At 48.2% G+C, this 20,855-nt stretch carries 20 protein-coding genes; 14 read left to right on the top strand and 6 right to left on the bottom strand.

Annotated elements, in window-relative coordinates:
* Nucleotides 1–95: 95 nt before the first annotated feature.
* The gene (locus BUB18_RS06395) at nt 96–1,523 is read left to right on the top strand and encodes an L-serine ammonia-lyase (RefSeq protein WP_073079170.1); all 1,428 of its coding nucleotides are present in this window, start codon (nt 96–98) and stop codon (nt 1,521–1,523) included.
* 151 nt (nt 1,524–1,674) lie between these two features.
* Complete coding sequence (locus BUB18_RS06390) at nt 1,675–4,473, top strand: hypothetical protein (RefSeq protein ID WP_073079168.1); 2,799 nt, start codon at nt 1,675–1,677, stop codon at nt 4,471–4,473.
* A gap of 53 nt (nt 4,474–4,526) precedes the next feature.
* Here BUB18_RS06390 and BUB18_RS06385 read toward each other — a convergent pair whose 3' ends face one another.
* From BUB18_RS06385 to BUB18_RS06375, 3 genes are all read right to left on the bottom strand, one after another.
* The gene (locus BUB18_RS06385; RefSeq protein ID WP_073079166.1) at nt 4,527–5,003 is read right to left on the bottom strand and encodes a hypothetical protein; all 477 of its coding nucleotides are present in this window, start codon (nt 5,001–5,003) and stop codon (nt 4,527–4,529) included.
* Nucleotides 5,004–5,057: 54 nt separating this feature from the next.
* Entirely contained in the window at nt 5,058–7,706 is a 2,649-nt protein-coding gene (locus BUB18_RS06380) for a valine--tRNA ligase (protein WP_073079164.1), read from the bottom strand.
* A 370-nt stretch (nt 7,707–8,076) separates the two neighbouring features.
* Complete coding sequence (locus BUB18_RS06375; protein ID WP_073079162.1) at nt 8,077–9,090, bottom strand: threonine aldolase family protein; 1,014 nt, start codon at nt 9,088–9,090, stop codon at nt 8,077–8,079.
* A 336-nt stretch (nt 9,091–9,426) separates the two neighbouring features.
* Here BUB18_RS06375 and BUB18_RS06370 point away from each other — a divergent pair, with 336 nt between their 5' ends.
* The 4 genes from BUB18_RS06370 to BUB18_RS06355 all read left to right on the top strand — a co-directional run bounded on the left by BUB18_RS06370 (nt 9,427) and on the right by BUB18_RS06355 (nt 12,725).
* A complete protein-coding gene (locus tag BUB18_RS06370) occupies nt 9,427–10,284 on the top strand; it encodes a sigma-70 family RNA polymerase sigma factor (protein ID WP_012793808.1) in 858 nt (285 codons plus the stop codon).
* Between the two features lie 218 nt (nt 10,285–10,502).
* Nucleotides 10,503–11,453: a thioredoxin-disulfide reductase gene (trxB, locus tag BUB18_RS06365; protein ID WP_073079160.1), complete on the top strand. Its 951-nt coding sequence runs from the start codon at nt 10,503–10,505 to the stop codon at nt 11,451–11,453.
* A gap of 69 nt (nt 11,454–11,522) precedes the next feature.
* On the top strand, nt 11,523–11,873 hold the full coding sequence (locus tag BUB18_RS06360; RefSeq protein ID WP_073079561.1) for a dihydroneopterin aldolase: 351 nt from the start codon (nt 11,523–11,525) through the stop codon (nt 11,871–11,873).
* A gap of 96 nt (nt 11,874–11,969) precedes the next feature.
* The gene (locus BUB18_RS06355) at nt 11,970–12,725 is read left to right on the top strand and encodes a tetratricopeptide repeat protein (protein ID WP_073079159.1); all 756 of its coding nucleotides are present in this window, start codon (nt 11,970–11,972) and stop codon (nt 12,723–12,725) included.
* 85 nt (nt 12,726–12,810) lie between these two features.
* On the opposite strand, the gene BUB18_RS06350 is transcribed toward BUB18_RS06355, so the two are convergent.
* On the bottom strand, nt 12,811–14,142 hold the full coding sequence (locus tag BUB18_RS06350) for an MATE family efflux transporter (RefSeq protein ID WP_073079158.1): 1,332 nt from the start codon (nt 14,140–14,142) through the stop codon (nt 12,811–12,813).
* A 96-nt stretch (nt 14,143–14,238) separates the two neighbouring features.
* Here BUB18_RS06350 and BUB18_RS06345 point away from each other — a divergent pair, with 96 nt between their 5' ends.
* Genes BUB18_RS06345 through BUB18_RS06330 form a run of 4 tightly spaced genes read left to right on the top strand, consistent with a single transcriptional unit; the run spans nt 14,239 to nt 16,609 of the window.
* Nucleotides 14,239–15,114 carry a DUF3822 family protein gene (locus tag BUB18_RS06345; RefSeq protein ID WP_073079156.1) on the top strand — a complete coding sequence of 292 codons (876 nt, stop codon included), beginning with the start codon at nt 14,239–14,241 and terminating at the stop codon, nt 15,112–15,114.
* The gene (locus BUB18_RS06340; protein ID WP_073079154.1) at nt 15,105–15,659 is read left to right on the top strand and encodes an RsmD family RNA methyltransferase; all 555 of its coding nucleotides are present in this window, start codon (nt 15,105–15,107) and stop codon (nt 15,657–15,659) included. Before BUB18_RS06345 ends, BUB18_RS06340 begins: the two co-directional genes overlap by 10 nt.
* Nucleotides 15,660–15,689: 30 nt before the next feature.
* The gene (gene coaD / locus BUB18_RS06335; RefSeq protein WP_073079152.1) at nt 15,690–16,166 is read left to right on the top strand and encodes a pantetheine-phosphate adenylyltransferase; all 477 of its coding nucleotides are present in this window, start codon (nt 15,690–15,692) and stop codon (nt 16,164–16,166) included.
* An 11-nt stretch (nt 16,167–16,177) separates the two neighbouring features.
* A complete protein-coding gene (locus BUB18_RS06330) occupies nt 16,178–16,609 on the top strand; it encodes a hotdog fold thioesterase (protein ID WP_073079150.1) in 432 nt (143 codons plus the stop codon).
* Nucleotides 16,610–16,674: 65 nt separating this feature from the next.
* Here the strand turns inward: BUB18_RS06330 and BUB18_RS06325 are convergent, their stop codons facing one another.
* Nucleotides 16,675–17,319, bottom strand: coding sequence for an NUDIX hydrolase (locus tag BUB18_RS06325; protein ID WP_073079148.1), 645 nt, complete (start codon nt 17,317–17,319; stop codon nt 16,675–16,677).
* A gap of 76 nt (nt 17,320–17,395) precedes the next feature.
* Between BUB18_RS06325 and pyrE the strand changes: the two genes are divergently transcribed.
* From pyrE to BUB18_RS06310, 3 genes are all read left to right on the top strand, one after another.
* The gene (gene pyrE, locus BUB18_RS06320; RefSeq protein ID WP_073079147.1) at nt 17,396–18,031 is read left to right on the top strand and encodes an orotate phosphoribosyltransferase; all 636 of its coding nucleotides are present in this window, start codon (nt 17,396–17,398) and stop codon (nt 18,029–18,031) included.
* Nucleotides 18,032–18,170: 139 nt separating this feature from the next.
* Nucleotides 18,171–18,545: a heavy-metal-associated domain-containing protein gene (locus BUB18_RS06315; protein WP_073079559.1), complete on the top strand. Its 375-nt coding sequence runs from the start codon at nt 18,171–18,173 to the stop codon at nt 18,543–18,545.
* Nucleotides 18,546–18,590: 45 nt separating this feature from the next.
* On the top strand, nt 18,591–19,115 hold the full coding sequence (locus BUB18_RS06310) for a hypothetical protein (protein WP_143159851.1): 525 nt from the start codon (nt 18,591–18,593) through the stop codon (nt 19,113–19,115).
* Nucleotides 19,116–19,321: 206 nt separating this feature from the next.
* Here the strand turns inward: BUB18_RS06310 and BUB18_RS06305 are convergent, their stop codons facing one another.
* A complete protein-coding gene (locus BUB18_RS06305) occupies nt 19,322–19,777 on the bottom strand; it encodes an LEA/WHy family protein (protein WP_073079143.1) in 456 nt (151 codons plus the stop codon).
* Nucleotides 19,778–20,211: 434 nt separating this feature from the next.
* On the opposite strand from BUB18_RS06305, the gene BUB18_RS06300 reads away from it, so the two are divergent.
* Nucleotides 20,212–20,814, top strand: a complete 603-nt coding sequence (locus tag BUB18_RS06300; protein ID WP_178372095.1) for a WbqC family protein — start codon at nt 20,212–20,214, stop codon at nt 20,812–20,814.
* The last annotated feature ends 41 nt before the right edge of the window (nt 20,815–20,855 follow it).

Here is a 20,855-nt window from a genome sequence, read left to right as displayed (position 1 = left end):
GCCTCCGTGGTCGGCAGTACAAATCATCCCGCAAAAACACATTCATTTTATCTGCCTAAGTTGCCGTAATTTTACAGATAAATAAAAACAAATTAGTGGCACACGAATGTATTTCAGTATTCGATATCTTTAAGATTGGCGTTGGCCCTTCAAGCTCCCATACCTTAGGCCCATGGCGCGCTGCGCTGCGTTTTTTGCATGACCTGGAAGCTGCCGGCCGCCTGTCCGCCGTATCCCGCCTGCAGGTGCTGCTCTACGGCTCTCTAGCGAAAACCGGTCACGGTCACGGTACGGATATAGCCGTTTTGCTGGGCCTCTGCGGCGATGATCCCGTTACCTTCGATGTAAACCAGATCACTCCTAAAATCGATGCCATCCGCCGTAACCGTAAAATGACGGTGGCCGGTAAATATGAAATTGACTTCGACCCGATGGAAGATGTTACTTTCCTCTTCGAAGAATCACTGCCCTTCCACCCCAATGCGCTCACCTTCCTCGTTACGTTTAACGACGGTGAACAACGCGCAGCTACCTATTATTCCATTGGTGGCGGTTTCGTAGTGCAGGAAGGAGAAAACGGCAGCAGTGCCAACCAGGTAGACTTACCATTTCCCATCGATACGGCCCGCCAGTTGCTGCAATGGTGCATCAAAACAGGTTACAGCATTTCCGAACTGGTAATGGAAAATGAACATGCCTGGCGCCCGGAAGCAGAAACACGTGCCGGCGTACTCAACATCTGGCGCGTGATGCAGGAATGCACCTACCGCGGATGCCATACCACCGGCGAATTGCCAGGTGGCCTCAAGGTAGCCCGCCGCGCTGCCGCCCTCAACAAAAAATTACTGAAAGGCCGCACCTATACGGATTACGCTTCCTGGATTGAAGCTATCCGCGCTGGTGGAGAACATTTCACCTATACACTCGACTGGGTAAGCTGTTTCGCCCTGGCCGTAAACGAAGAAAATGCCTCCTTCGGCCGCGTAGTTACAGCACCTACCAATGGTGCCGCAGGCGTGATCCCTGCTGTACTCCAGTACTTCATCGCCTTCTGCGACGGCCTGCACGAAGATAAAATTCTGCAGTTCCTGCTCACCGCTTCTGAAATCGGAAGTATCTTCAAAAAACGCTCAACTATTTCAGCTGCCATGGGCGGTTGTCAGGCAGAAATCGGGGTATCTTCCGCAATGGCGGCCGCAGCCCTGACAGAGTGTCTGGGTGGCTCACAGCGCCAGGTGTTAATGGCCGCAGAAATAGCCATGGAACACCACCTCGGCCTCACCTGCGATCCTATCGGCGGCCTGGTTCAGGTACCATGTATTGAACGTAACACCATGGGAGCTATCAAAGCCATTACGGCTTCCCAACTGGCCCTGCAAAGCAATCCGGAACTGGCAAAAGTATCCCTGGATGCTGTCGTGAAAACCATGTGGGAAACGGCACTCGACATGAACTCGAAATATAAGGAAACCTCTGATGGCGGTCTGGCAGTAAATATCCCGATCAGCCTGAGCGAGTGCTAATACCTGCCTAACTTTTTTTAGCAGCAGAAAGCCCCCGCCATTGGCGGGGGCTTTCTGCTGCAGCTGTTTCTGGTCCGAAGGACCAGAAACAGCTGCAGCAAGCTTTGTGAGAACCAAAAAAAACTCTAATTTCCCTTCTCATCTAACTCCTATGCGCTATTTACTTGTCGTATTGCTGACGCTGACATGCCTGCAACTCTCTGCACAACAATTCGGAGGAAATCCTTCCAGCCTGAAGTGGCAACAGATCAACACCGACACAGTCAGGGTTATATTTCCTGCCGGCCTGGGAAATGCCGGCGAGCGTGTAGCCAATATCGTTACTTACCTCAACAGATTTAACCGCCTCTCCATCGGCCCCTTGCAAAAAAAAGTAAATATCGTACTGCAAAACCAAACGATGGAATCCAACGGTTACGTAGCATTGGGGCCATTCCGCTCCGAATTCTTCCTGGCACCTCCGCCCACTTCGTATAACCTCGGGTCACTCAACTGGGTAGATCAACTTTCCCTGCACGAATACCGCCACGTACTACAAAATATGAACTTCCGCCAGGGCGCCTCCAAAGTATTCTCCTGGCTGGGAGGGGAGTTGGGACAGGCCGCCGCTACCAATATCGCCGTGCCTAACTGGTTCTGGGAAGGAGATGCGGTGACTATGGAAACAGCGTTGAGCCAACAGGGGAGAGGGCGATTGCCGGCTTTCTTCGATGGCTTCCGGGCATTGGACCTGGCGCATAAGGATTATAAATACATGAAGATCCGCAATGGATCGTACCGCGACTATACCCCCGACCATTACCCGCTCGGCTATCTCATGAGCGTGTATGGCCGCGAACACTACGGCACCACCTTCTGGAAAGACGTAACCTCGGATGCTGTACGCTTCCGGGGTGTGTTCTATCCCATGTCGCACAGCCTGAAAAAACGTACAGGCATGAACGTTACAGGCTTCTACCACGCTACCATGCGGTATTATGACTCCATCTGGACGGCCAACGCGCAGCGGCCCGGCATCACACCCGCTCCGCAGCTGCTACCCACCGAAAAAGTATTCACAAACTATAAATATCTCTACCCGGCAGGCTCTCCCAATGAATTCATTATACTCAAAGCCAGCTGGAACACAGTGGCTGGCTTTTACCTGCTCAGGCCCGATGGCAGTACCTCCCTGCTGACCCGGCCCGGCATCGTATTCGACGATTACTTCAGCTATCGCAATAACCGCATCGTTTGGGCAGCCGCACGATTTGATGCGCGCTGGGGCTGGAAGGATTTTTCCGCCATCCGTATCTATGACAGAACTACTGGCCGTACCTCCACCATTTCCGGCAAAGGCAAATACTTCTCTCCCGATATAAATTCAGACGGAACAAAAGTAATAGCCGTATCCGCAACCCCAGAGATGCAGTACAGCCTGCGACTAATCAACACCAGCACCGGCGAGGTGGAAAAAGTACTCCCGAACCCTGATAACTACTACTATACCAACCCAAGATTCACAGATAATAACAACGCTGTGATCAGCGCTGTCAGAAACCATCAGGGCCAGATGGCGCTGGTAAGCCAATCGCTGGCTACCGGGGAAATCACAAGGTTGTCCGACTTTTCCTTTAATATCATTGGCGCACCGGCTATAGCCGGTGATACTGTTTATTTCACATCCAGTGTAAAGGATGTAAATAACGTGTATGCTATCACGTTAGCTGACAGAAAAACCTGGCAGGTGACAGACCGTCCTAATTCCGCCCTGTTCATGGCGCCGGCGGCAGATAGCCTGGTGTTCAGTGAGTTCACCGCCAAAGGATACAAACTGCACACAGCAGCCCTGACATCTCCCTGGAAACAAATTGATATCACACAAACGCAACACGGTAGCTGGCTGAACCCGGATTTGAAGGAAGGAGGGGACATCCTGGATAAGGTACCAACCGACTCCTTTTCTTTGAAAAAATACCGGAAAACTACCGGTTTCTTCAATTTTCACAGCTGGGTGCCGTCCTTCAACGATCCGGAATACAGCATCAGCCTGCTGGGTAACAACATCCTGAACACCACCTCTACCTCCATCGGCTATACGTACAACCGTAACGAAGGAACGTCCACGGTGGGTGCCAACTTTATGTACGGCGCCTGGTTCCCCTGGCTGGGTACCGGTTTCGACTATACGCTGAACAAAAGCGCCCTGCTAAAAGGCAAACGTTATTATTGGAACCAGCTAAGCTGGCATGCAGGCTTTACTATTCCGTTGCAGCTGTCCTCCGGCATGTATAGCCGTTCGTTGTCACTGTCTTCCAATTATTATATCCAGAAATTATACGCAGATAACCTGCGTTTCCGTATAAACCCGCAACAATACACCAGCAGCTCGCTGGTCTTTAATAATCAGCGTATCCGTGCTACGCAAAACATCCTTTCTCATTTTGGGCAATACCTGGCGTTGCAATACAACCATTCCATCGGATCATTCAAGGGAGAGCAGCTCTATGGCCGGTTCGACCTGAATTTGCCCGGTATTGCAAAAAATCACAGCATCCAGTTGCAGGCGGCTTATCAGCAGCGGGATACCCTGGGTAACTACAGCTTTACGGATCGCTTCGTATATGCGAGAGGGTATAACACACCGTTTTACAACCGTATTTATAAGTTGGGTGCCAATTATCATTTCCCACTCTGGTACCCCGATTGGGGATTTGCACAGCTCCTGTATATCACACGTATCCGTGCAAATGCATTCTATGATTACAGCAGTGCACATAATTATATCGTGAAGCGCGATAACCTGTATCGCTCCACAGGGGGGGAGTTGTATTTCGATACCAAAATCGGAAACGTGATTCCGTTTACGTTTGGGATGCGGGTGAGTTACCTGATTGATCCGGACCCGGCCGATAACGCTAAAACGAGAGTGGAGTTTATCATACCGTTACAGCAGTTGTTTGCCTATTAAATACAAGAGGCGCCAGTGTTGAACTGGCGCCTCCTGTATTTACATCGAATATTCTACCGTACTATAAACTTCAGCGCCGGCGCCTTATAAATCTTATCAGCACTATACTGTATCAATATCTCATCAAAATACAGCACATTCCCTTTTTCCAGTTTCTCTTTCATGCCTTTACGCCAAACGCTGTCCATGCGGGCATCCTGGAAGTTATTCCCAATATAATCCTTATATAGTCCCGGTTGTCCGGTAGTATCGTTGAGGTAGGCTTCCCTGGTTTCGTAAGTAAATGCGAAGGAGATGACCGGGTATTTAGCACCTTTTTCGTCCCGTACAATCAGTGCGGAATCGATCAGTTTAACCAGTTCATTTTTAGGAAGGGAGTCGCTGAGGAAATTCCCCCAGGTGCTGACCAGTTTAGTAGGACGTTTGCCGGAGGTGGCAGCGGCTGGCTTTTTGGCAGCAGGTTTGGTAGTTTGGCCCATGGTGTGGATGGTGGCCAGAAGACAGGTGAGCAGTAACAGGTGTTTGATCATAGTTTAAGCGGACAAAAAATCGCCCGGTATTTAACGACCGGGCGATTGAAAAAATTATAAAGATTTAAGACTTTCGGCTATCACCTTGATCTTGGCTTCGGCGTCTTCTTTCTTTTTGCGTTCTACCTCTACTACTTCAGGTTTTGCGTTGGCTACAAAGCGCTCGTTGGAAAGTTTCTTTTCTACCGATTCGAGGAAACCCTGCAGGTAGGCCAGGTCTTTTTCCAGTGCTTCTTTTTGAGCGGCGGTGTCTACTTCGGTTTCGGTACCCAGGTAGAATTTATCTTTTTGTACTACCAGGTTGATACAGCCGGGAACCACTTCCGTTACATAGATGACAGCTTTTGCGTTTACCTGTTTAACGAGGATGCTTTCGATTTGTTTGTAAGCATTTTCGTTTTTGGTTTCGATATGTAAAACGATTGGATCTTTAGGTTTGATCTGATGTTTGGTTCTTGCATCGCGGATGCTGCTAATCACTTCTTTCAGCAGGTCACCGTCTGCCAGCATTTCGGTTACAGGAGCTGCCGGTTTGCCGAACTGCAGTATCATCAGGGAGTCGTCAGCATTGCGGTATTTCAGCAGCTGGTAAATTTCTTCCGTGATGAACGGCATGTAAGGGTGCAGCAGTTGCATCAGTTCTTCGAAGAACTGAATGGTTTGCTGATAGAGTGAGGCAGCGATTGGCTGTTCAAAACCAGGTTTCACCCATTCGAGGTACCAGGAGCAGAAGTCTGTCCAGATCAGGTTATAGATAGATTTCAGTCCTTCGCTGAGGCGGAAACTGCCATGCAGGCTCTCTACTTCAGCCTGTACTTCGCGCAGGCGGCTCTGGAACCATTTCACGGCAAAGTGATTGGCGGCGATATTGGTTTGATCTACTTCCTGGCGCGCTTCCCACATTTTCACCAGCTTCAGTGCATTCCAGATTTTATTGTTGAAGTTACGTCCCTGCTCGCAGCTGGAATCATCGAACAGCAGGTCGTTACCAGCAGGGGAGGCAATCATGATACCGAAGCGAACGGCATCAGCACCGTATTGGTGAATGAGTTCCAGCAGGTCTGGTGAGTTACCGAGCTGCTTACTCATTTTCCGGCCTAGTTTATCGCGTACCATTCCGGTGAAGTAAACGTCGCTGAACGGCTTCACTTCTTTGTATTCCAGGCCGGCCATAATCATGCGGGCCACCCAGAAGAATATGATATCCTGTCCTGTAACCAGTACAGAAGTTGGGTAATAATAATTGATGTCAGCGTTATCTGGCTGGGAGATACCGTTGAATACTTCCATTGGCCAGAGCCAGGAGGAGAACCAGGTATCGAGGCAGTCTTCATCCTGTTTCAGGTCGGCGGCTGCTACGGTTATTCCGCGTTTTGCGAATTGCGCAACGGCTTCTGCTGCGGTGGCAGCTACTTCGAAGGTACCGTCGGCAGTGTACCAGGCCGGGATCTGCTGTCCCCACCAGAGTTGGCGGGAAATACACCAGTCCTTCACGTTTTCCATCCAGTATTTATAGGTGGCCAGGAAGCGGTCGCCCGGGTGGATGTTTACATCACCGTTTACCACTGCATCCAGTGCCGGTTTTGCCAGGTCGGCCATTTTCACGAACCACTGGGTAGAGATGCGTGGTTCTACTACGGTATCAGGGTTACGCTGGCTGTAGCTTACGCGGGTAGTGTATTCCTGTTCTTTTACGAGCAGGCCTTCTTCTGCGAGTGCTGCGATCACCTTTTTACGGGCTACGAAGCGGTCGTCGCCTACAAATACCTGTGCAGCGGCACTGAGGGTACCATCTTCATTGAGGGTGTCGATGATCTCCAGGTTATGTTTCAGGCCGAGGTTATAGTCGTTCAGATCGTGTGCCGGCGTCACTTTCAGGGCACCGGTTCCGAATTCCTTATCAACGTAGGTATCAAAGATGATGGGAATACGGCGTTTCACCAGCGGTACGATGGCGAAGCAATCTTTCAGGTGGGCATAGCGCTCATCTTCCGGGTTCACGCAGATCGCGGTATCGCCCATGATGGTTTCGGGGCGTTGGGTTGCGATGGTGATGAATTCGCCGGTAGCGTTGCCAGCTGCATCGGTGAGCGCGTATTTCACGTGATACAGTTTACCCTGGATGTCTTTATATTCTACTTCTTCGTCGCTGAGTGCTGTTTTAGCTTTCGGGTCCCAGTTGATCATGCGGGCACCGCGATAAATCAGTCCTTTATTATAGAGGTCTACGAAAACTTTGATAACGGCTTCGTAGTAGTGGTCGTCCATGGTGAAGGTCACACGGTCCCAATCGCAGGAGCAGCCGAGCTTTTTGATCTGATGGTAGATGATACCGCCGTATTTCTCTTTCCATTCAAATGCATATTTGAGAAACTCTTCGCGGGTGAGCTGGGATTTTTCGATCCCTTTTTCGCGTTTGAGCATGTCTACCACTTTGGCTTCAGTAGCGATGGACGCGTGGTCGGAACCGGGTACCCAGCAGGCGTTGTAACCGCTCATGCGGGCACGGCGCACCAGGATGTCCTGTACGGTTTCGTTGAGGGTATGGCCCAGGTGGAGTACACCGGTCACATTTGGTGGAGGGATGACGACTGTAAAAGGTTGGCGACCGTCCGGTTTAGAGCGGAAGTAGCCTTTATCCATCCAATGTTGATACCATTTTTCCTCAACCGTTCCAGGTTGGTAGTTCTTTGAAAGTTCCATGCTATTAAATATAAGTCTGCAAAAATAAAGGAGATTGACCACAGAAGGAAATTATATCCCAATATTTGTGAGGCTGGTTTAATTTTTTGATTGTCAGGTTATTATATTTTTTATAGAGAGAAATTTGCCTCTCCTGCGGCTATTTTGCAAGTAAGGGAGCGGCGTTGGCTTTGCGGGGCGGCAGCTGGCTGCTGCACCGGTAGACGCGTGAGGAGGCAACCATGGCGTTATCTGTACCGTATTATTGTAGAGGTGCAATGCCTGCGCCACTACAGCTATCTGCAGGCCGCGCGCAGCGCGGAACCATCCCAATGACACCGAAGGCGTCATTGGGATGCGCTCTGATCTTCGCAAAAAACTCTTTGAATTATCACAGCGCTGCCAGCACCTTACAGGTTCGTTCCACCATTTCAGGAGTAACGTCCAGGTGTAGCACCATTCTCACCTGGGTAGGAGAGATCGGGATCACGAGTATACCTTCGTCTTTGAGGTAGGCGGTAAGGTCTTTAGGTGTAAACCGGCCTTTCACTTCGAAGATGATAATATTGGTTTCTACCGGCAGGAATTCACCGATAAAGGATTTTTCTCTTAGAACAGCTGCAATTTGTTTTGCATGCAGGTGGTCTTCAGTGAGTCTTCCTATATTGTTCTCCATGGCGTAGATACCGGTAGCTGCCATGTAACCTGCCTGGCGCATACCCCCGCCGAGCTTTTTACGTACGCGGCGTGCTGCCTTGATAAATTCGCGGCTGCCCAGCAGTACGGACCCCATAGGGCATCCCATTCCTTTATTAAGGCAAACGGAGATGCTGTCGAACGCCTGGCCGTAAACTTTCGGGTCCTGGCCGGTGGCCACGAGGGCATTGAAGAGGCGGGCACCGTCGAGGTGGAGTGCCAGGTTATGCTGATCGCAGACTGCGCTGATATCGAGTATGTCCTGCATGTTATAGCAGCAGCCACCACCGAAGTTGGAGGTGTTTTCGAGGCTTACGAGGCTGGTATGCGGTTTATGTACATCGTCCGGCTGAATGGCTGCCTGCACTTGTGCAGCGGTGATGAGGCCGCGGTCGCCCACGAGTGTTTGCACCTGGGCACCGGAGTTAAAGGCGATCCCGCCTCCTTCGCTCACGTATACGTGGGCCAGGTTGGAGCAGATAACTTCATCGCCCGGGCGCGTATGTACATTGATTGCTATTTGGTTAGACATTGTGCCGGAAGGGCAGTAAAGGGCTGACTCTTTGCCAAAATAGTCTGCCATGATGGCTTCCAGTTTATTAACGGTGGGATCCTCACCAAAAACATCGTCGCCCACTTCCGCCGAGTTCATCGCCTGTAACATGCCATGGGAGGGACGTGTAAAAGTGTCGCTTCTAAAATCGATCATATTATTGGATAATTTGCAAATTCCGTAACCGAAAATTAGTGAATACAATTGGGTTTATGATAAATACTTACCAATTGTTAAAATTTGACTAAAGCTGCGTTATAAGAGAACTAAAGGGCTATGATATTTCGTTTATATAGGGTACTTTGTTAGTAGATTTGGCAGCAGGAAGAAGATTTGGAGATGTGATTGCTTAGCACGATCTTTGCAGGCTAATTTGAAACAAAAGAACAGATAGAGCAGGAAAATTTGTAAGTTATATAATTTTCGACGTTTGAACAAAACAAAATATTTCTTTCTCTGTTACTTTATTTATAAACCAATACAATTTTTCATATGAGGCAACTTAAAATTGCCACCCAGATCACCAACCGTGATTCGCAGGCGGTAGAAAAGTACCTGCAGGAAATCTCGAAGATCCCTTTGTTAACACCTGAGGAAGAGACCGTTTTGGCGCAGCGTATAAAAATGGGCGATCAAAAGGCTCTTGAAAGATTGACTACAGGAAACCTTCGTTTCGTTGTTTCCGTGGCAAAGCAATATCAACATCAGGGGCTCAGCCTCAGTGACCTTATTAATGAAGGTAATCTCGGTTTGATTAAAGCGGCGCAACGTTTCGATGAAACAAAAGGTTTCAAATTCATCTCTTATGCTGTATGGTGGATTCGCCAATCCATTTTACAGGCGTTGGCTGAACAGGGTCGTCTTGTTCGTCTGCCGCAGAATAAAATTGGCACCTATAACAAGGCAAACAAAGCCTATATGGCTTTTGAACAGGAAAACGAGCGTGAGCCTTCTACCGAGGAACTTGCAGAAATCCTGGAAATGTCTGAATCGGAAATTAACAATATCTTCCAAAGCAATACCCGCCATATGTCACTGGATGCACCAGTACATGAAGCTGAAGACGTAGCAATGGGTGACCTTCTGGAAGGTGGCGACATTACCGACGATGACGTTATGCGCGATTCATTACGTGAAGAGATCCGCAGGGTACTGAAATCCCTCAGCCCGCGTGAAGCAGAGATCGTGAACGCTTACTTTGGTCTGGATGGTGAAAACGGAGCAACAATCGAACAAATTGGTCAGAAATATGATCTGACTAAGGAAAGAATCAGGCAAATTAAAGAACGTGCTATTAAAAGGCTGCAGAAAGCCCGCTATAGTGGCGCTTTAAAATCCTATCTTGGATAATTCATTTTGGAATTTTCTCGATCCTGAAAACTGGCGCATCGCGCAGTTTCTTACATCAGATAATAAAGAAATCTACATATCCTCTTTATTCTATAAGAACACCGGCCTTGTAATTACATGGCCGGTGTTTTTATATTGGCGCAAGCCTCGTATTTTTGCAGGCTAAAAATCATCATACACCAATCATTAGCAATAATATTACACAGTAACTTAGAAGTATGGAAAACAAGAACCAGCAAGAGCATGTGCATTTATTGATCATCGGTTCAGGCCCAGCAGGCTACACCGCCGCAATCTATGCCGCAAGAGCTAACCTCAAACCAGTACTGTACCAGGGTATCCAGCCAGGCGGTCAGCTCACTATCACCACGGAAGTGGAAAACTATCCAGGCTACCCGGAAGGAATCCAGGGCCCGGAAATGATGGTGGACTTCGAAAAACAGGCTACCCGCATGGGCGCCGATATCCGCTATGGCCTGGCCACTTCAGTTGACTTTAGCAAACAGCCATATAAAGTAATCATCGACGAAGAAAAAGAAATCACCGCTGATGCCATCATCATCGCCACCGGCGCCTCCGCCAAATGGCTCGGCATCCCGTCTGAGCAACGCCTCAACGGTAGCGGCGTTTCCGCCTGTGCAGTGTGCGACGGCTTCTTCTTCCGTGGTAAAGAGGTAGCCATCGTTGGCGCCGGTGATACCGCCGCCGAAGAAGCACTCTACCTTTCTAAAATGTGCAGCACCGTACATATGCTCGTACGCCGCGATGAAATGCGCGCCTCCAAAGTAATGCAGGACCGCGTGCTCAAAACATCCAACATCATCGTTTACTGGAACTCAGAAACCGATGAAGTACTGGGAGAAAACAAAGTGGAAGCCGTTCGCATCCACAACAACAAAACCGGTGAAAAGAAAGAAGTGCCAGTGAGCGCATTCTTCGTTGCCATCGGTCACCAGCCTAACTCCGCAATCTTCAAAGATTACCTGGAGCTGGACGATCAAGACTACATCGTTACCGTACCTGGTTCTTCCCGTACCAGCGTAGAAGGCGTTTTCGCCTGCGGCGACGTACAGGATAAAATCTACCGCCAGGCTGTAACCGCCGCCGGTAGCGGTTGTATGGCAGCCCTCGACGCAGAAAGATACCTCTCTGCAAAAGAGCACCATTAATCCTGATACCAATATTCAATGCCGGGCCGGACTATCACCAGCCCGGCATTTGCTTTAAATCAACTGATTATGCTTACCATCGCACTGGAAAAAGCCTCCTTTCATGCCTTCCATGGCTATTATCCGGAAGAAACTATCATCGGTAACGAATTTATCCTGGATATCTCCGTTCGTATACCCGGTACCGTGCCCGTGGATGACCTCTCCGAAACCGTTAACTACCAGGGCATATACGAAATCGCCAAAGCCGTAATGGCTATCCCAAAACCACTTCTCGAAGAAGTCGTATACGCCATTACCGACGCACTGAAATCCCGCTACCCCAACATCACCCACAGCCACGTCACCCTGCGTAAAATGAATCCGCCAATGGGCGCTCCCATCCGCAATTCCATGGTGTCGCTGGAAAAAGACTACTGAGATTTTTAACGTAACCTTGCAGGTTTAAATTTGTTATTTTAGTATATTTATATCTATAAGCTAATCAATATTTACACTCAAACTAAAACCTGTCCTATGGTGAAAAAGATCATAACGGCATCCGTGTTCCTCCTCGGCACCCTCATCTCCCAAGCCCAAACAGTAGATGAAATGGTAGCACAGGCCAAGCAGCTGGAAGTGCAAATGAAAGAGCAGGAAGCTTTTGATAAGGATAAGGAAATTCTGAAAATACAACCCACCCAGCTGGATGCCCTCATACAGGCCAGCGAAATGGCTTCGCGCATCGGCAACCGCCAGAAAGATAAAACAGCTAAAACCAATTACTTCAACCAGGCAAAGGATTACGCCAACGCCGCACTGAAAGTAAATCCCAACAGCGCCATGGCCAATTACGCCATGTCCGTAGCCATGGGACGTATGGCCCTCATCTCCGGCGCAAAAGATAAAGTAGCCGCCTCCAAAGACGTGAAGAAATACGCCGACCTGGCCATTAAGCTGGACCCAAAATTTGGTCCGGCCTACCATGTGCTGGGAAAATGGAATTATGAAGTAGCCACACTCAACGTATTTGAGCGTAGTGCCGCTAAAATGCTGTTCGGAGGTATCCCGGAAGGCAGCCTTACCAACGCCATCGCTAATTATGAAAAATGCCGCCAGTTAGATCCTGGCTTCATTCTCAATTATTACGAGCTGGCCCGCGCCTACAAAGAAAATGACCAGGAAGATAAAGCAGTGGAAGTGCTCAAAAAAGCACTCACCCTGAGAAATATAACTTATGATGATGCCAGCATAAAAGCTGATGTGAAGAAGATGTTGGATGATCTCCAATAACTCGCTTTAGAGGCCGGACCTTCGGTCCGGCCTCTAAAGCGAGCCTCCCGTCGCCGGAGGCGACGGGAGGCTCGCAAATATTAAACTAAATCTCTTTCCCTTTCCACCTCCCACTCTGCAAATACCACGCGCTGATCCCAAAAATAATCGTCCAGTAAAAGAAATCCGCCCCCCATGCCCAATGTAAAGGGCTCCTCATCCGCTCAATCACGATGTAACAATAAATCAGGTATCCGACCACCGCTATGATTTCGGTCATCAGGTTCATACGCGTGTTCCCCGTGCCGGTAACACCACTCAAAGCCACGGCTGATATGGCCATCAGTATGGTGCTGAGCGTAATTACCCGGATACTCGGCAGCGAATCCCTGATCAGGCTGGCATCTGCCGTATAAATATGTAATAACGTATACGGGAATACGTTTACGAGTATGCAAACCACTACTGAACAGGTAGCCGAATAAAGGATGATCCGCTTAATTGCCCGCAGCACCTGCTCCTGCCTGCCCTGCCCAATCAGGTTACTGACCATTGTATTACAGGTAGCCGCCAGCGCCCAGGTAAATATCCCGAAGAACCCGAAAATGCTGCGCAACATATTAGAAATAGCCAGCGGCCGCTCGCCCATATGCTCAATGAAAATAAAGAACACAAACCAGCCTCCGATGCTGAAAAGGAATTGTATTATGATAGGCGCCGATACGTTCAGGATGTTCTGCATCACGCCCCAGGCGGGTTTCAGGTAATTAAATAAACTATACCTGCGGTGAAACCCGCGTATAAACAGGATGCTGAAGGCTACCAGAAAACCGGTACTCTCAGCTATAATACTAGCCACCGCAGCGCCATTCAGCCCCAGTGCCGGCATACTTAACTTCCCGAAAATCAACCCGTAGTCGAAATAAATATTCATCGCCTCCTGGCAAAGCGAAGTGATAGCCAATACCCGCGAATGCCCGCTGCCAATATAAAACGCATTGGCCATGCTGAGCAGCATTAACATCGGCAAGCCCCAGATACGTATACGGATAAACGAAACCGCCGCTTCGTAAATCGCCTTGTTATGTAAGGTGTGTGAAAAGAAATAAGGGGCAAATAACAAGGTGATCGCGATGGCAAACAGGGAACAGAAAAGACCTAATATCAACCCGTTGGAAAACAGCTGACCAATCCCTGCATAATGCTGCTGGCCCGCCCGCCGCGCTATCAGCACCTGCATCCCGTTATTCAACCCGTAAGCAATCATATACATCACGAGGTAATAGATACCCGCTATGCCATTGGCCGCCAGCTCAAATTCCCCCAGCCTGCCCAGAAACGCAGTATTCGTCATGTGATTTACCTGCGGTATGATCAGTGCCAGACATATAGGTGCTGCAATCTTAATAATATCTCTGTTCGAAACTTCCAGTTGCATGGTACGGGTTCGGGTCTTGATGCAGGCAAAGATATACTTCCTGCAAGGCAATTAAAGTAAAAAGTTTATTATTGTAATTCATTTGAACTCTATAATATGCCTGTGGCCTATAACATCCATCCTGCATTTACAGTAGACGATGAAACGCTGCTGGAAACCGACCTTACCGCCTGCCACCTCCTGGTGCTGGTGGGCAGCGGCACTTTCAGCTATGTGGTGTATGAGCCTGTTGCAAAGAAATTCCTGGCATTGAAGTCGTATCATTTTCAGCCCCAGAAAATAGCACTGGCGGACCTGGAAATGATCGAAGAAGTATTTGAGGTCGATAAACTCTTGTTTACTGCATTCCGTTCTGTATTGCTGGCCTTCGATACGGGTAGCGGCGTACTGGTGCCACAGCAGTATTTTAACGCCGGCCTGAAAAAGGACTACCTGCACCTGGTGCAACCGGAAAAAGTCCAGGAAGCCGTACTGTCGGACCTGATATACGGCCAGCCATTCGTGAATGTATACAGCCTGGATAAAGACCTGGTAGGGTTCCTGAGAAAAGAGTTTTCCTCCGACCTCGTGATACATGCCAGCTCCGCGCTGCTGCTGGCTTATCCCATGGACTTCGATTTCAACAATGAAAAAGGAATAGCCTTTGTAGAAGTTCAACGTAATGCCATAACCATCACGATCTATAAAGCAGGTAAACTGCTCATCCACCAGGAAGCGGAATACCAGAGCGGACTGGATGTGGTATATACTGTGGTCAACACCCTTCGGCTGCTGGGAATGGATGAAAAAGAGGTAAAAGTGAAACTGTCCGGCGCTTTAGTGAAGGACAACGCCGTATACCAGGAAATGTATAAGTTCATACCTAACCTGGAATGGGCACAGCGACTACCGGGATTTTCCTACATCAGCAAAATGCAGGAAATACCGGGATATTATTTTCATAATTTGTATGCGTTAGCATTATGCGTATAATCGGAGGAGCGAGTGGGGGCAGGAGATTTCAGCCACCGGCAAAAATGCCTAATACCAGGCCTACTACAGATATTGCCAAAGGCGGCTTGTTTAATATCATCGAAAATAACCTGGATATTTCGACTTTAAAAACCCTGGACCTGTTTGGCGGTACCGGCAGTATCAGCTATGAGCTGGCCAGCAGAGGGGCTACTGATATGACCGTAGTGGAAAAAGATCCGTCTATGGCCGAATATATCAGTAAAACAGCGCGGGGACTGGACATTACCACACTCAAAGTGGTGAAAATGGATGTATTCAAGTACCTGCAGCAGTGTACGGAGCAGTTCGATTTCATCTTCGCTGATCCACCGTATGCCATGGATACGCTGGATAAGCTGCCCCTGGTGGTTTTCGAGAAGCAGCTGCTAAAGCCCGAAGGCTGGCTCGTGATTGAGCATACCAATCATAACAACTTCAGTAAATATTCATACTTCCGCACAGAAAGGAATTACGGCGCTACCATCTTCTCGGTGTTTATCAACCGGGAGGAGCTCAAACGCTAGTACCGGCGGAACTTTTCAAATAAAACCCATATGAAGATTTGTCTTTTCCCCGGCACTTTTGATCCCATCACTTACGGTCATACTGATGTGATCGACCGTGCCCTGGACCTCTTCGATAAGCTGGTGATCGGCATTGGCTACAACAGCAATAAGCAGCCCATGTTTCCGCTGGAAGAAAGAATGCAGTGGATCCGGGAACATTATAAAAATGATTCCAGGGTGGAAGTGGCGTCCTATCAGGGGCTTACCATTGATTTTTGCAGAGAGATAAAAGCCCGGTTTATACTGCGGGGCATTCGTGGCGTGGGCGATTTCGAGTATGAGAAGGCCATTGCAGACGTGAACCGTACCATAGACCCGTCCATAGAAACGTTCTTCCTCAGCTGCTCTCCCTTGTATGCCAGCATCGCCTCCACGCTGGTGCGGGATATTTACAGGCATGGCGGCGCAGTGAACGCTTTTGTGCCCCCGGCTGTATTAGAAGGTATGAACCGTCTGAAAAAATAAACTGATTGTATATGAAAGCGATCTGGCATTCCCTGAATGTATCCCTGGACCAGTTAAATGAAATGGGTACAAGCACCATGGCTGCCTGCCTGGGCATGGAGTTCACCGAAATCGGTCCCGATTACCTGCGAATGATGATGCCGGTAGACCAGCGCACCGTACAGCCGTACGGGTTATTGCATGGCGGCGCCTCTGCAGCACTAGCCGAAACAATTGGCAGCGTAGGGTCCGGACTGATCATTGACCCGGCGAAATCAATTTGTGTGGGTATGGAAATTAACGCCAACCATATACGTGGCGTCAGAAGCGGATATGTGCATGCCTTTGCAAAGCCCTTGCATATGGGAGCTACCAGCCATGTTTGGGATATTCGCATTACGGATGATGAGCACCGCCTCGTATGTGTGAGCCGGCTAACCGTAGCGATACTTGCTAAAAAATAGATGCTGCTGCCATGGCAGCAGAATAGAATAAACCTCATGGAGCGCAGTTCCATGAGGTTTATTATTTAAAATCCGGTGGTGGATTTGGTCATTAATTTCGCCACGTTAAACACCTCCCTGATATTTTCATAGGAAAACTGCAGGTACTTTTCTACGTTATGCGGCTTTACCCACTGGATATCCAGGATGTCTTCTTCAATTTGCGGAACGGTAAGTTCGGTACCGGTAAATTCCATACGGTACCAGTAGGTGTGCTTCAGCACCTTTTTATTTTTCATCGGGTAGTAGTGGAAAGTTTCCGTGATCTTACCCGTGAGTTTAATATTGTGTAAGCCGGTTTCCTCTGCCACCTCGCGGAGGGCGCAGGTTTCCAGGTCTTCGCCCGGGTCCTGTTTGCCTTTAGGCAGGTCCCATTTGCCACGGCGGAACATCATCAGCACTTCTTTGTCTTCATTGGTTACCAGGCCGCCTGCCGCCACCAGTACGGTAAAGTGCAGGGAAACTTTTTTCAGCAGTTGCTTAACATCTTCCCGGATAAAAACAGCTGACTGGCGATCGCCTTCTTCCAGTTCCAGTAAAACCTGTTCTATTGTTTCGGTGTTAGGATCTTCGTATACAACGGCATCTTCAAAGCCGGCAGGAATGGATGCGCGGTCCGCACTAAGCAGGAGCGGGCGTTCGTTCAGATATATATTGATGTTTGTGGTCATGAATGCAAAAGTAATACGGATGAATTATTTGGAAGACATTCTAATTAGAAATTAAATCAATAATTTTGGCGCTTGTATGACTAAAGTAAGCGAAAAACAAGTTGCAGAAAAACTGCTGCAGGTGCAGGCAGTTAAGCTGAGTCCGGCGCAGCCTTTTACATGGGCTTCCGGCTGGAAATCTCCGATCTACTGTGATAACAGAAAGATTCTTTCTTATCCGTATGTGCGCGACTATATCAAATCCGAGTTGTGCAATGTGGTATTTGAAACATTTCCGGATGCAGCCGTAATTGCGGGTGTAGCTACTGCGGGTATCCCGCATGGCGCACTGGTGGCTGATCAGCTGAAGCTGCCATTCATATATGTGCGTTCCAAGCCGAAAGAACATGGCATGGGCAACCAGATTGAAGGTGTACTGCAGCCGGGGCAGCAGGTGGTGGTAGTAGAGGACCTGATTTCTACCGGTAAAAGCAGTCTGGAAGCTGTACAGGCTATCCGTGCCGCTGGTGGGGAAGTGATTGGCATGGTGTCTATCTTCAACTATGGGTTTGATGTGGCGGTCAAAGCTTTCGAAACTGCCGGCGTACCATTCCATTCCTTGAGCAACTACAACGCCATGATCGCCCTGGCAGAAGAAAAGGGTATCGTAAATGCAGATGAAATCGCTACCCTGCAGGCCTGGAGAACTTCTCCGGATACCTGGGGTAAATAGCTACGTAATCTTAAAGGACATGCCGCACGAAGCGCGGACTATTCCATTGCAAAACCCTGGGTTTTGCGTCTGATTTTAACAAATGGCTATCCATATGTATAGTGGAAAATCAGTATATTGGATCTGTAAAAAGAAAACTATGCGTACCTTAAAATTAGTACTGGTGCTGATGCTGACCACTTTCGGTATTGCGTCTGCCCAGCAGAAACAGAAATCACTGGCTACCGTTAAGATAGCTACGCCAACTGTTCAGTGTGAATCCTGCAAAAACCGTATTGAAAAATACCTGTCCAGAGAAGAGGGTGTAGAAACATCCAAAGTGGATGTCAAAAAACATGTAACGACGGTTAAATACTGGACCGATCGTACCAACGTTGAAAACATCAAGACTGCCATTGCAAACTGTGGATATGATGCGGACAATGTTACCGCCAACGACGAATCTTACCAGCGCCTGCCGCTCTGCTGCAAAAAGCCGGAAGATGGGGGTGGAATGCCAGATAAGAAACATTAAATGTAGATACAGAGCCAGTCCGACCAGACTGGCTTTTTTTATGTCATGCCTTACTATCCGATTCTCTTCAACGCCTTAAAGCATCATCTTTCCTGGTTGCAGGATTTTATCCGTACCGCTACTCCCGACGAATTTACTGCTGCGCTGCTTACCCTGGGTGCTTCCCAGATGGACCTATATTGTGGTGAGCTGTCTGTTCCTGTTATTTTGGGAGATATTATGGCCGCACTGGAACGGGAGCAAGTGCAGGAGAAATCGGCCTTTGTGCAGTGGGTGGCTGACAACGGTGGTTTCCGTGAGGTGATATTATCGGATGGTTCCTTATGGGTATTGCGTTACAGCGAACGGGAGCAGTATATACACCTGCATCCGGGCCGGTATGCAGCACATTGCATACGTGTAAAGGCCGGCGTGCTGAAAACGGCAGTGGCATGGCAGTATAAAACCAGGGGAACAGTGCCGCCTGACCTCGGAGCTATAAACGAATTGAGAAAGGAAATCGGGTTATCACCGGTGAAGACGCTGGAGGAAAGCCGGCATTTGATGAGTATGGTGCGGTTACTTAGTTAAAAGGCTCAGAGGACTCTTCAAATGTGAGCGTGTTTTTGGTTTTATTGATGGAAGCGCGAATACTCGTTGAGGTGCTTTCATCATGGATGTTTCTGTATTTCCGGACTTATGTAAATAGTACCTGGCTGTGGGGAAGGGCGGGCCCGGGCCCGCCCTTCCCGGTTTTAACCCGCTGCCGAAGGCAGCGGGTTAAAACCGAAACCAAATTAAAAGAACTTCAGCGCCTGCTTGGTCTCGCATTTTATCGGAAACGGAAGATACACCCCACCTTTTCCAACTTTACACTTACCCGTTGCCTTGATGGTCACTTCTTTATTGCTGAATGCGCTAAATGCATTTTTAAATACGTTACCCATATTTACTTCCAGTTTCACCGGAAAATAAAAAGTATCACGGGCAGGGATATTAATAATGGTATCCTGGATGGAATGGCCCACTTCGGTATCGTCTATAAAAAGATCGAAGTCTGCATCTTTCAGTTGCAGGCGATAATTGTTCGGGTTGTAATAGGCCAGCGTCATGTTCACGATACTTTTGGACATACCGAGCTCACCCAAACTGAATCCGGCCACTCTGACAAACTGGAGATCTTTATTTTTTTCGCAGGAAGAGAAGATACCACATGTAATGAAAATTGCTAATATGATACGGATGTATTTCATGCTTAAAACGGCTGACTAAAAATTTTATCAAACCTACATCAAAAGAAAAATATCTCAAAAGGGGGTAGTCAATTTAGGAAACAATTAACGGACCTGGTAAAATTGGCCCTCTCGCTTAAAATTTAATTTTTATATAAAAAACTCCTGGTTTTAGAAAAATCCGATATCTTTGAAATTCCTCCACAGCTCGCTAAAAATCAATTCGTAAGCGACTAATTTCTTTAGTAAATTTGCATTTTTCCAGGCAAGCTGGGCTTTAAGTAAAATACTAACTGCATTAGCATATTTATTTATTTTCTATGAATTGTTAGTCATTAGCTTAAAGTAAATTATTAAGTACAAGACTTTAAGTAGCCGAGGGGGCTGAAACCTAATTTTCGCCTCCTTCGAAAAGAAAATTTGACAGTATGTCAGTGAGTGCAAATAATTCAACTTTGTTGATTGAGTCTCAATATTTTCCATCAATTGATTTCTACAAAACTTCAATTGAGCATGATATATTATTATTGGAAAAATATGAGCACTACCAAAAGGTGAGCTACCGTAACCGTTGTTACCTGGCTGGCCCAAATGGCAAAATGATCCTGAGTGTTCCGCTCACTAAAGGGAAGAACCAGCGGACCGTGATGAAGGATGTTCGCATCAGCAATGAGGAACGCTGGCAGTCGCTACACTGGAAAACGCTCGTGTCCGCCTATCGCCGCTCACCCTGGTTCGAATATTATGAGCCGGAATTAGAGGAATTATATGAAAAGAAGTTCGACTACCTGCTCGACTGGAACGTGGCATGCCTGGAATGGGCCAATAACAAACTCGGGTTACAGCAAACAATATCATTTACGGATGGTTATCAGAAAGAGGTAACCGGCGTTACGGATATGAGAGATAAACTGCAGCCAGGTACCGTACAGTTCCCTGGTATTCAATATGCCCAGGTGTTTGAAGACCGCACCGGCTTCCTGCCGGGAATGAGCATCCTCGATCTGCTTTTCTGTGAAGGAAAACAGGCATTGGAGGTGATACGTGAGTCCAAATAAAATATTAATTATTCTTATTTAAAACTCTGATTTGTAATTGT

The sequence above is a fragment of the Chitinophaga jiangningensis genome, from assembly GCF_900142605.1.
In the GTDB taxonomy this organism is placed as follows: domain Bacteria; phylum Bacteroidota; class Bacteroidia; order Chitinophagales; family Chitinophagaceae; genus Chitinophaga; species Chitinophaga jiangningensis.
This window is presented reverse-complemented; position numbering and strand designations above follow the sequence as displayed.

Bases quoted from the DNA above. Each gene is read 5' to 3' on its own strand.
- BUB18_RS06305 (WP_073079143.1), bottom strand. From the start codon at position 19,777: ATGAAATACATCCGTATCATATTAGCAATTTTCATTACATGTGGTATC.
- BUB18_RS06390 (WP_073079168.1), top strand. From the start codon at position 1,675: ATGCGCTATTTACTTGTCGTATTGCTGACGCTGACATGCCTGCAACTC.
- BUB18_RS06360 (WP_073079561.1), top strand. From the start codon at position 11,523: ATGCTTACCATCGCACTGGAAAAAGCCTCCTTTCATGCCTTCCATGGC.
- BUB18_RS06310 (WP_143159851.1), top strand. From the start codon at position 18,591: ATGCCTTACTATCCGATTCTCTTCAACGCCTTAAAGCATCATCTTTCC.
- BUB18_RS06325 (WP_073079148.1), bottom strand. From the start codon at position 17,319: ATGACCACAAACATCAATATATATCTGAACGAACGCCCGCTCCTGCTT.
- BUB18_RS06330 (WP_073079150.1), top strand. From the start codon at position 16,178: ATGAAAGCGATCTGGCATTCCCTGAATGTATCCCTGGACCAGTTAAAT.
- BUB18_RS06355 (WP_073079159.1), top strand. From the start codon at position 11,970: ATGGTGAAAAAGATCATAACGGCATCCGTGTTCCTCCTCGGCACCCTC.
- BUB18_RS06370 (WP_012793808.1), top strand. From the start codon at position 9,427: ATGAGGCAACTTAAAATTGCCACCCAGATCACCAACCGTGATTCGCAG.
- BUB18_RS06340 (WP_073079154.1), top strand. From the start codon at position 15,105: ATGCGTATAATCGGAGGAGCGAGTGGGGGCAGGAGATTTCAGCCACCG.
- pyrE (WP_073079147.1), top strand. From the start codon at position 17,396: ATGACTAAAGTAAGCGAAAAACAAGTTGCAGAAAAACTGCTGCAGGTG.
- BUB18_RS06380 (WP_073079164.1), bottom strand. From the start codon at position 7,706: ATGGAACTTTCAAAGAACTACCAACCTGGAACGGTTGAGGAAAAATGG.
- BUB18_RS06385 (WP_073079166.1), bottom strand. From the start codon at position 5,003: ATGATCAAACACCTGTTACTGCTCACCTGTCTTCTGGCCACCATCCAC.
- BUB18_RS06315 (WP_073079559.1), top strand. From the start codon at position 18,171: ATGCGTACCTTAAAATTAGTACTGGTGCTGATGCTGACCACTTTCGGT.
- BUB18_RS06375 (WP_073079162.1), bottom strand. From the start codon at position 9,090: ATGATCGATTTTAGAAGCGACACTTTTACACGTCCCTCCCATGGCATG.
- trxB (WP_073079160.1), top strand. From the start codon at position 10,503: ATGGAAAACAAGAACCAGCAAGAGCATGTGCATTTATTGATCATCGGT.
- BUB18_RS06345 (WP_073079156.1), top strand. From the start codon at position 14,239: ATGCCTGTGGCCTATAACATCCATCCTGCATTTACAGTAGACGATGAA.
- coaD (WP_073079152.1), top strand. From the start codon at position 15,690: ATGAAGATTTGTCTTTTCCCCGGCACTTTTGATCCCATCACTTACGGT.
- BUB18_RS06350 (WP_073079158.1), bottom strand. From the start codon at position 14,142: ATGCAACTGGAAGTTTCGAACAGAGATATTATTAAGATTGCAGCACCT.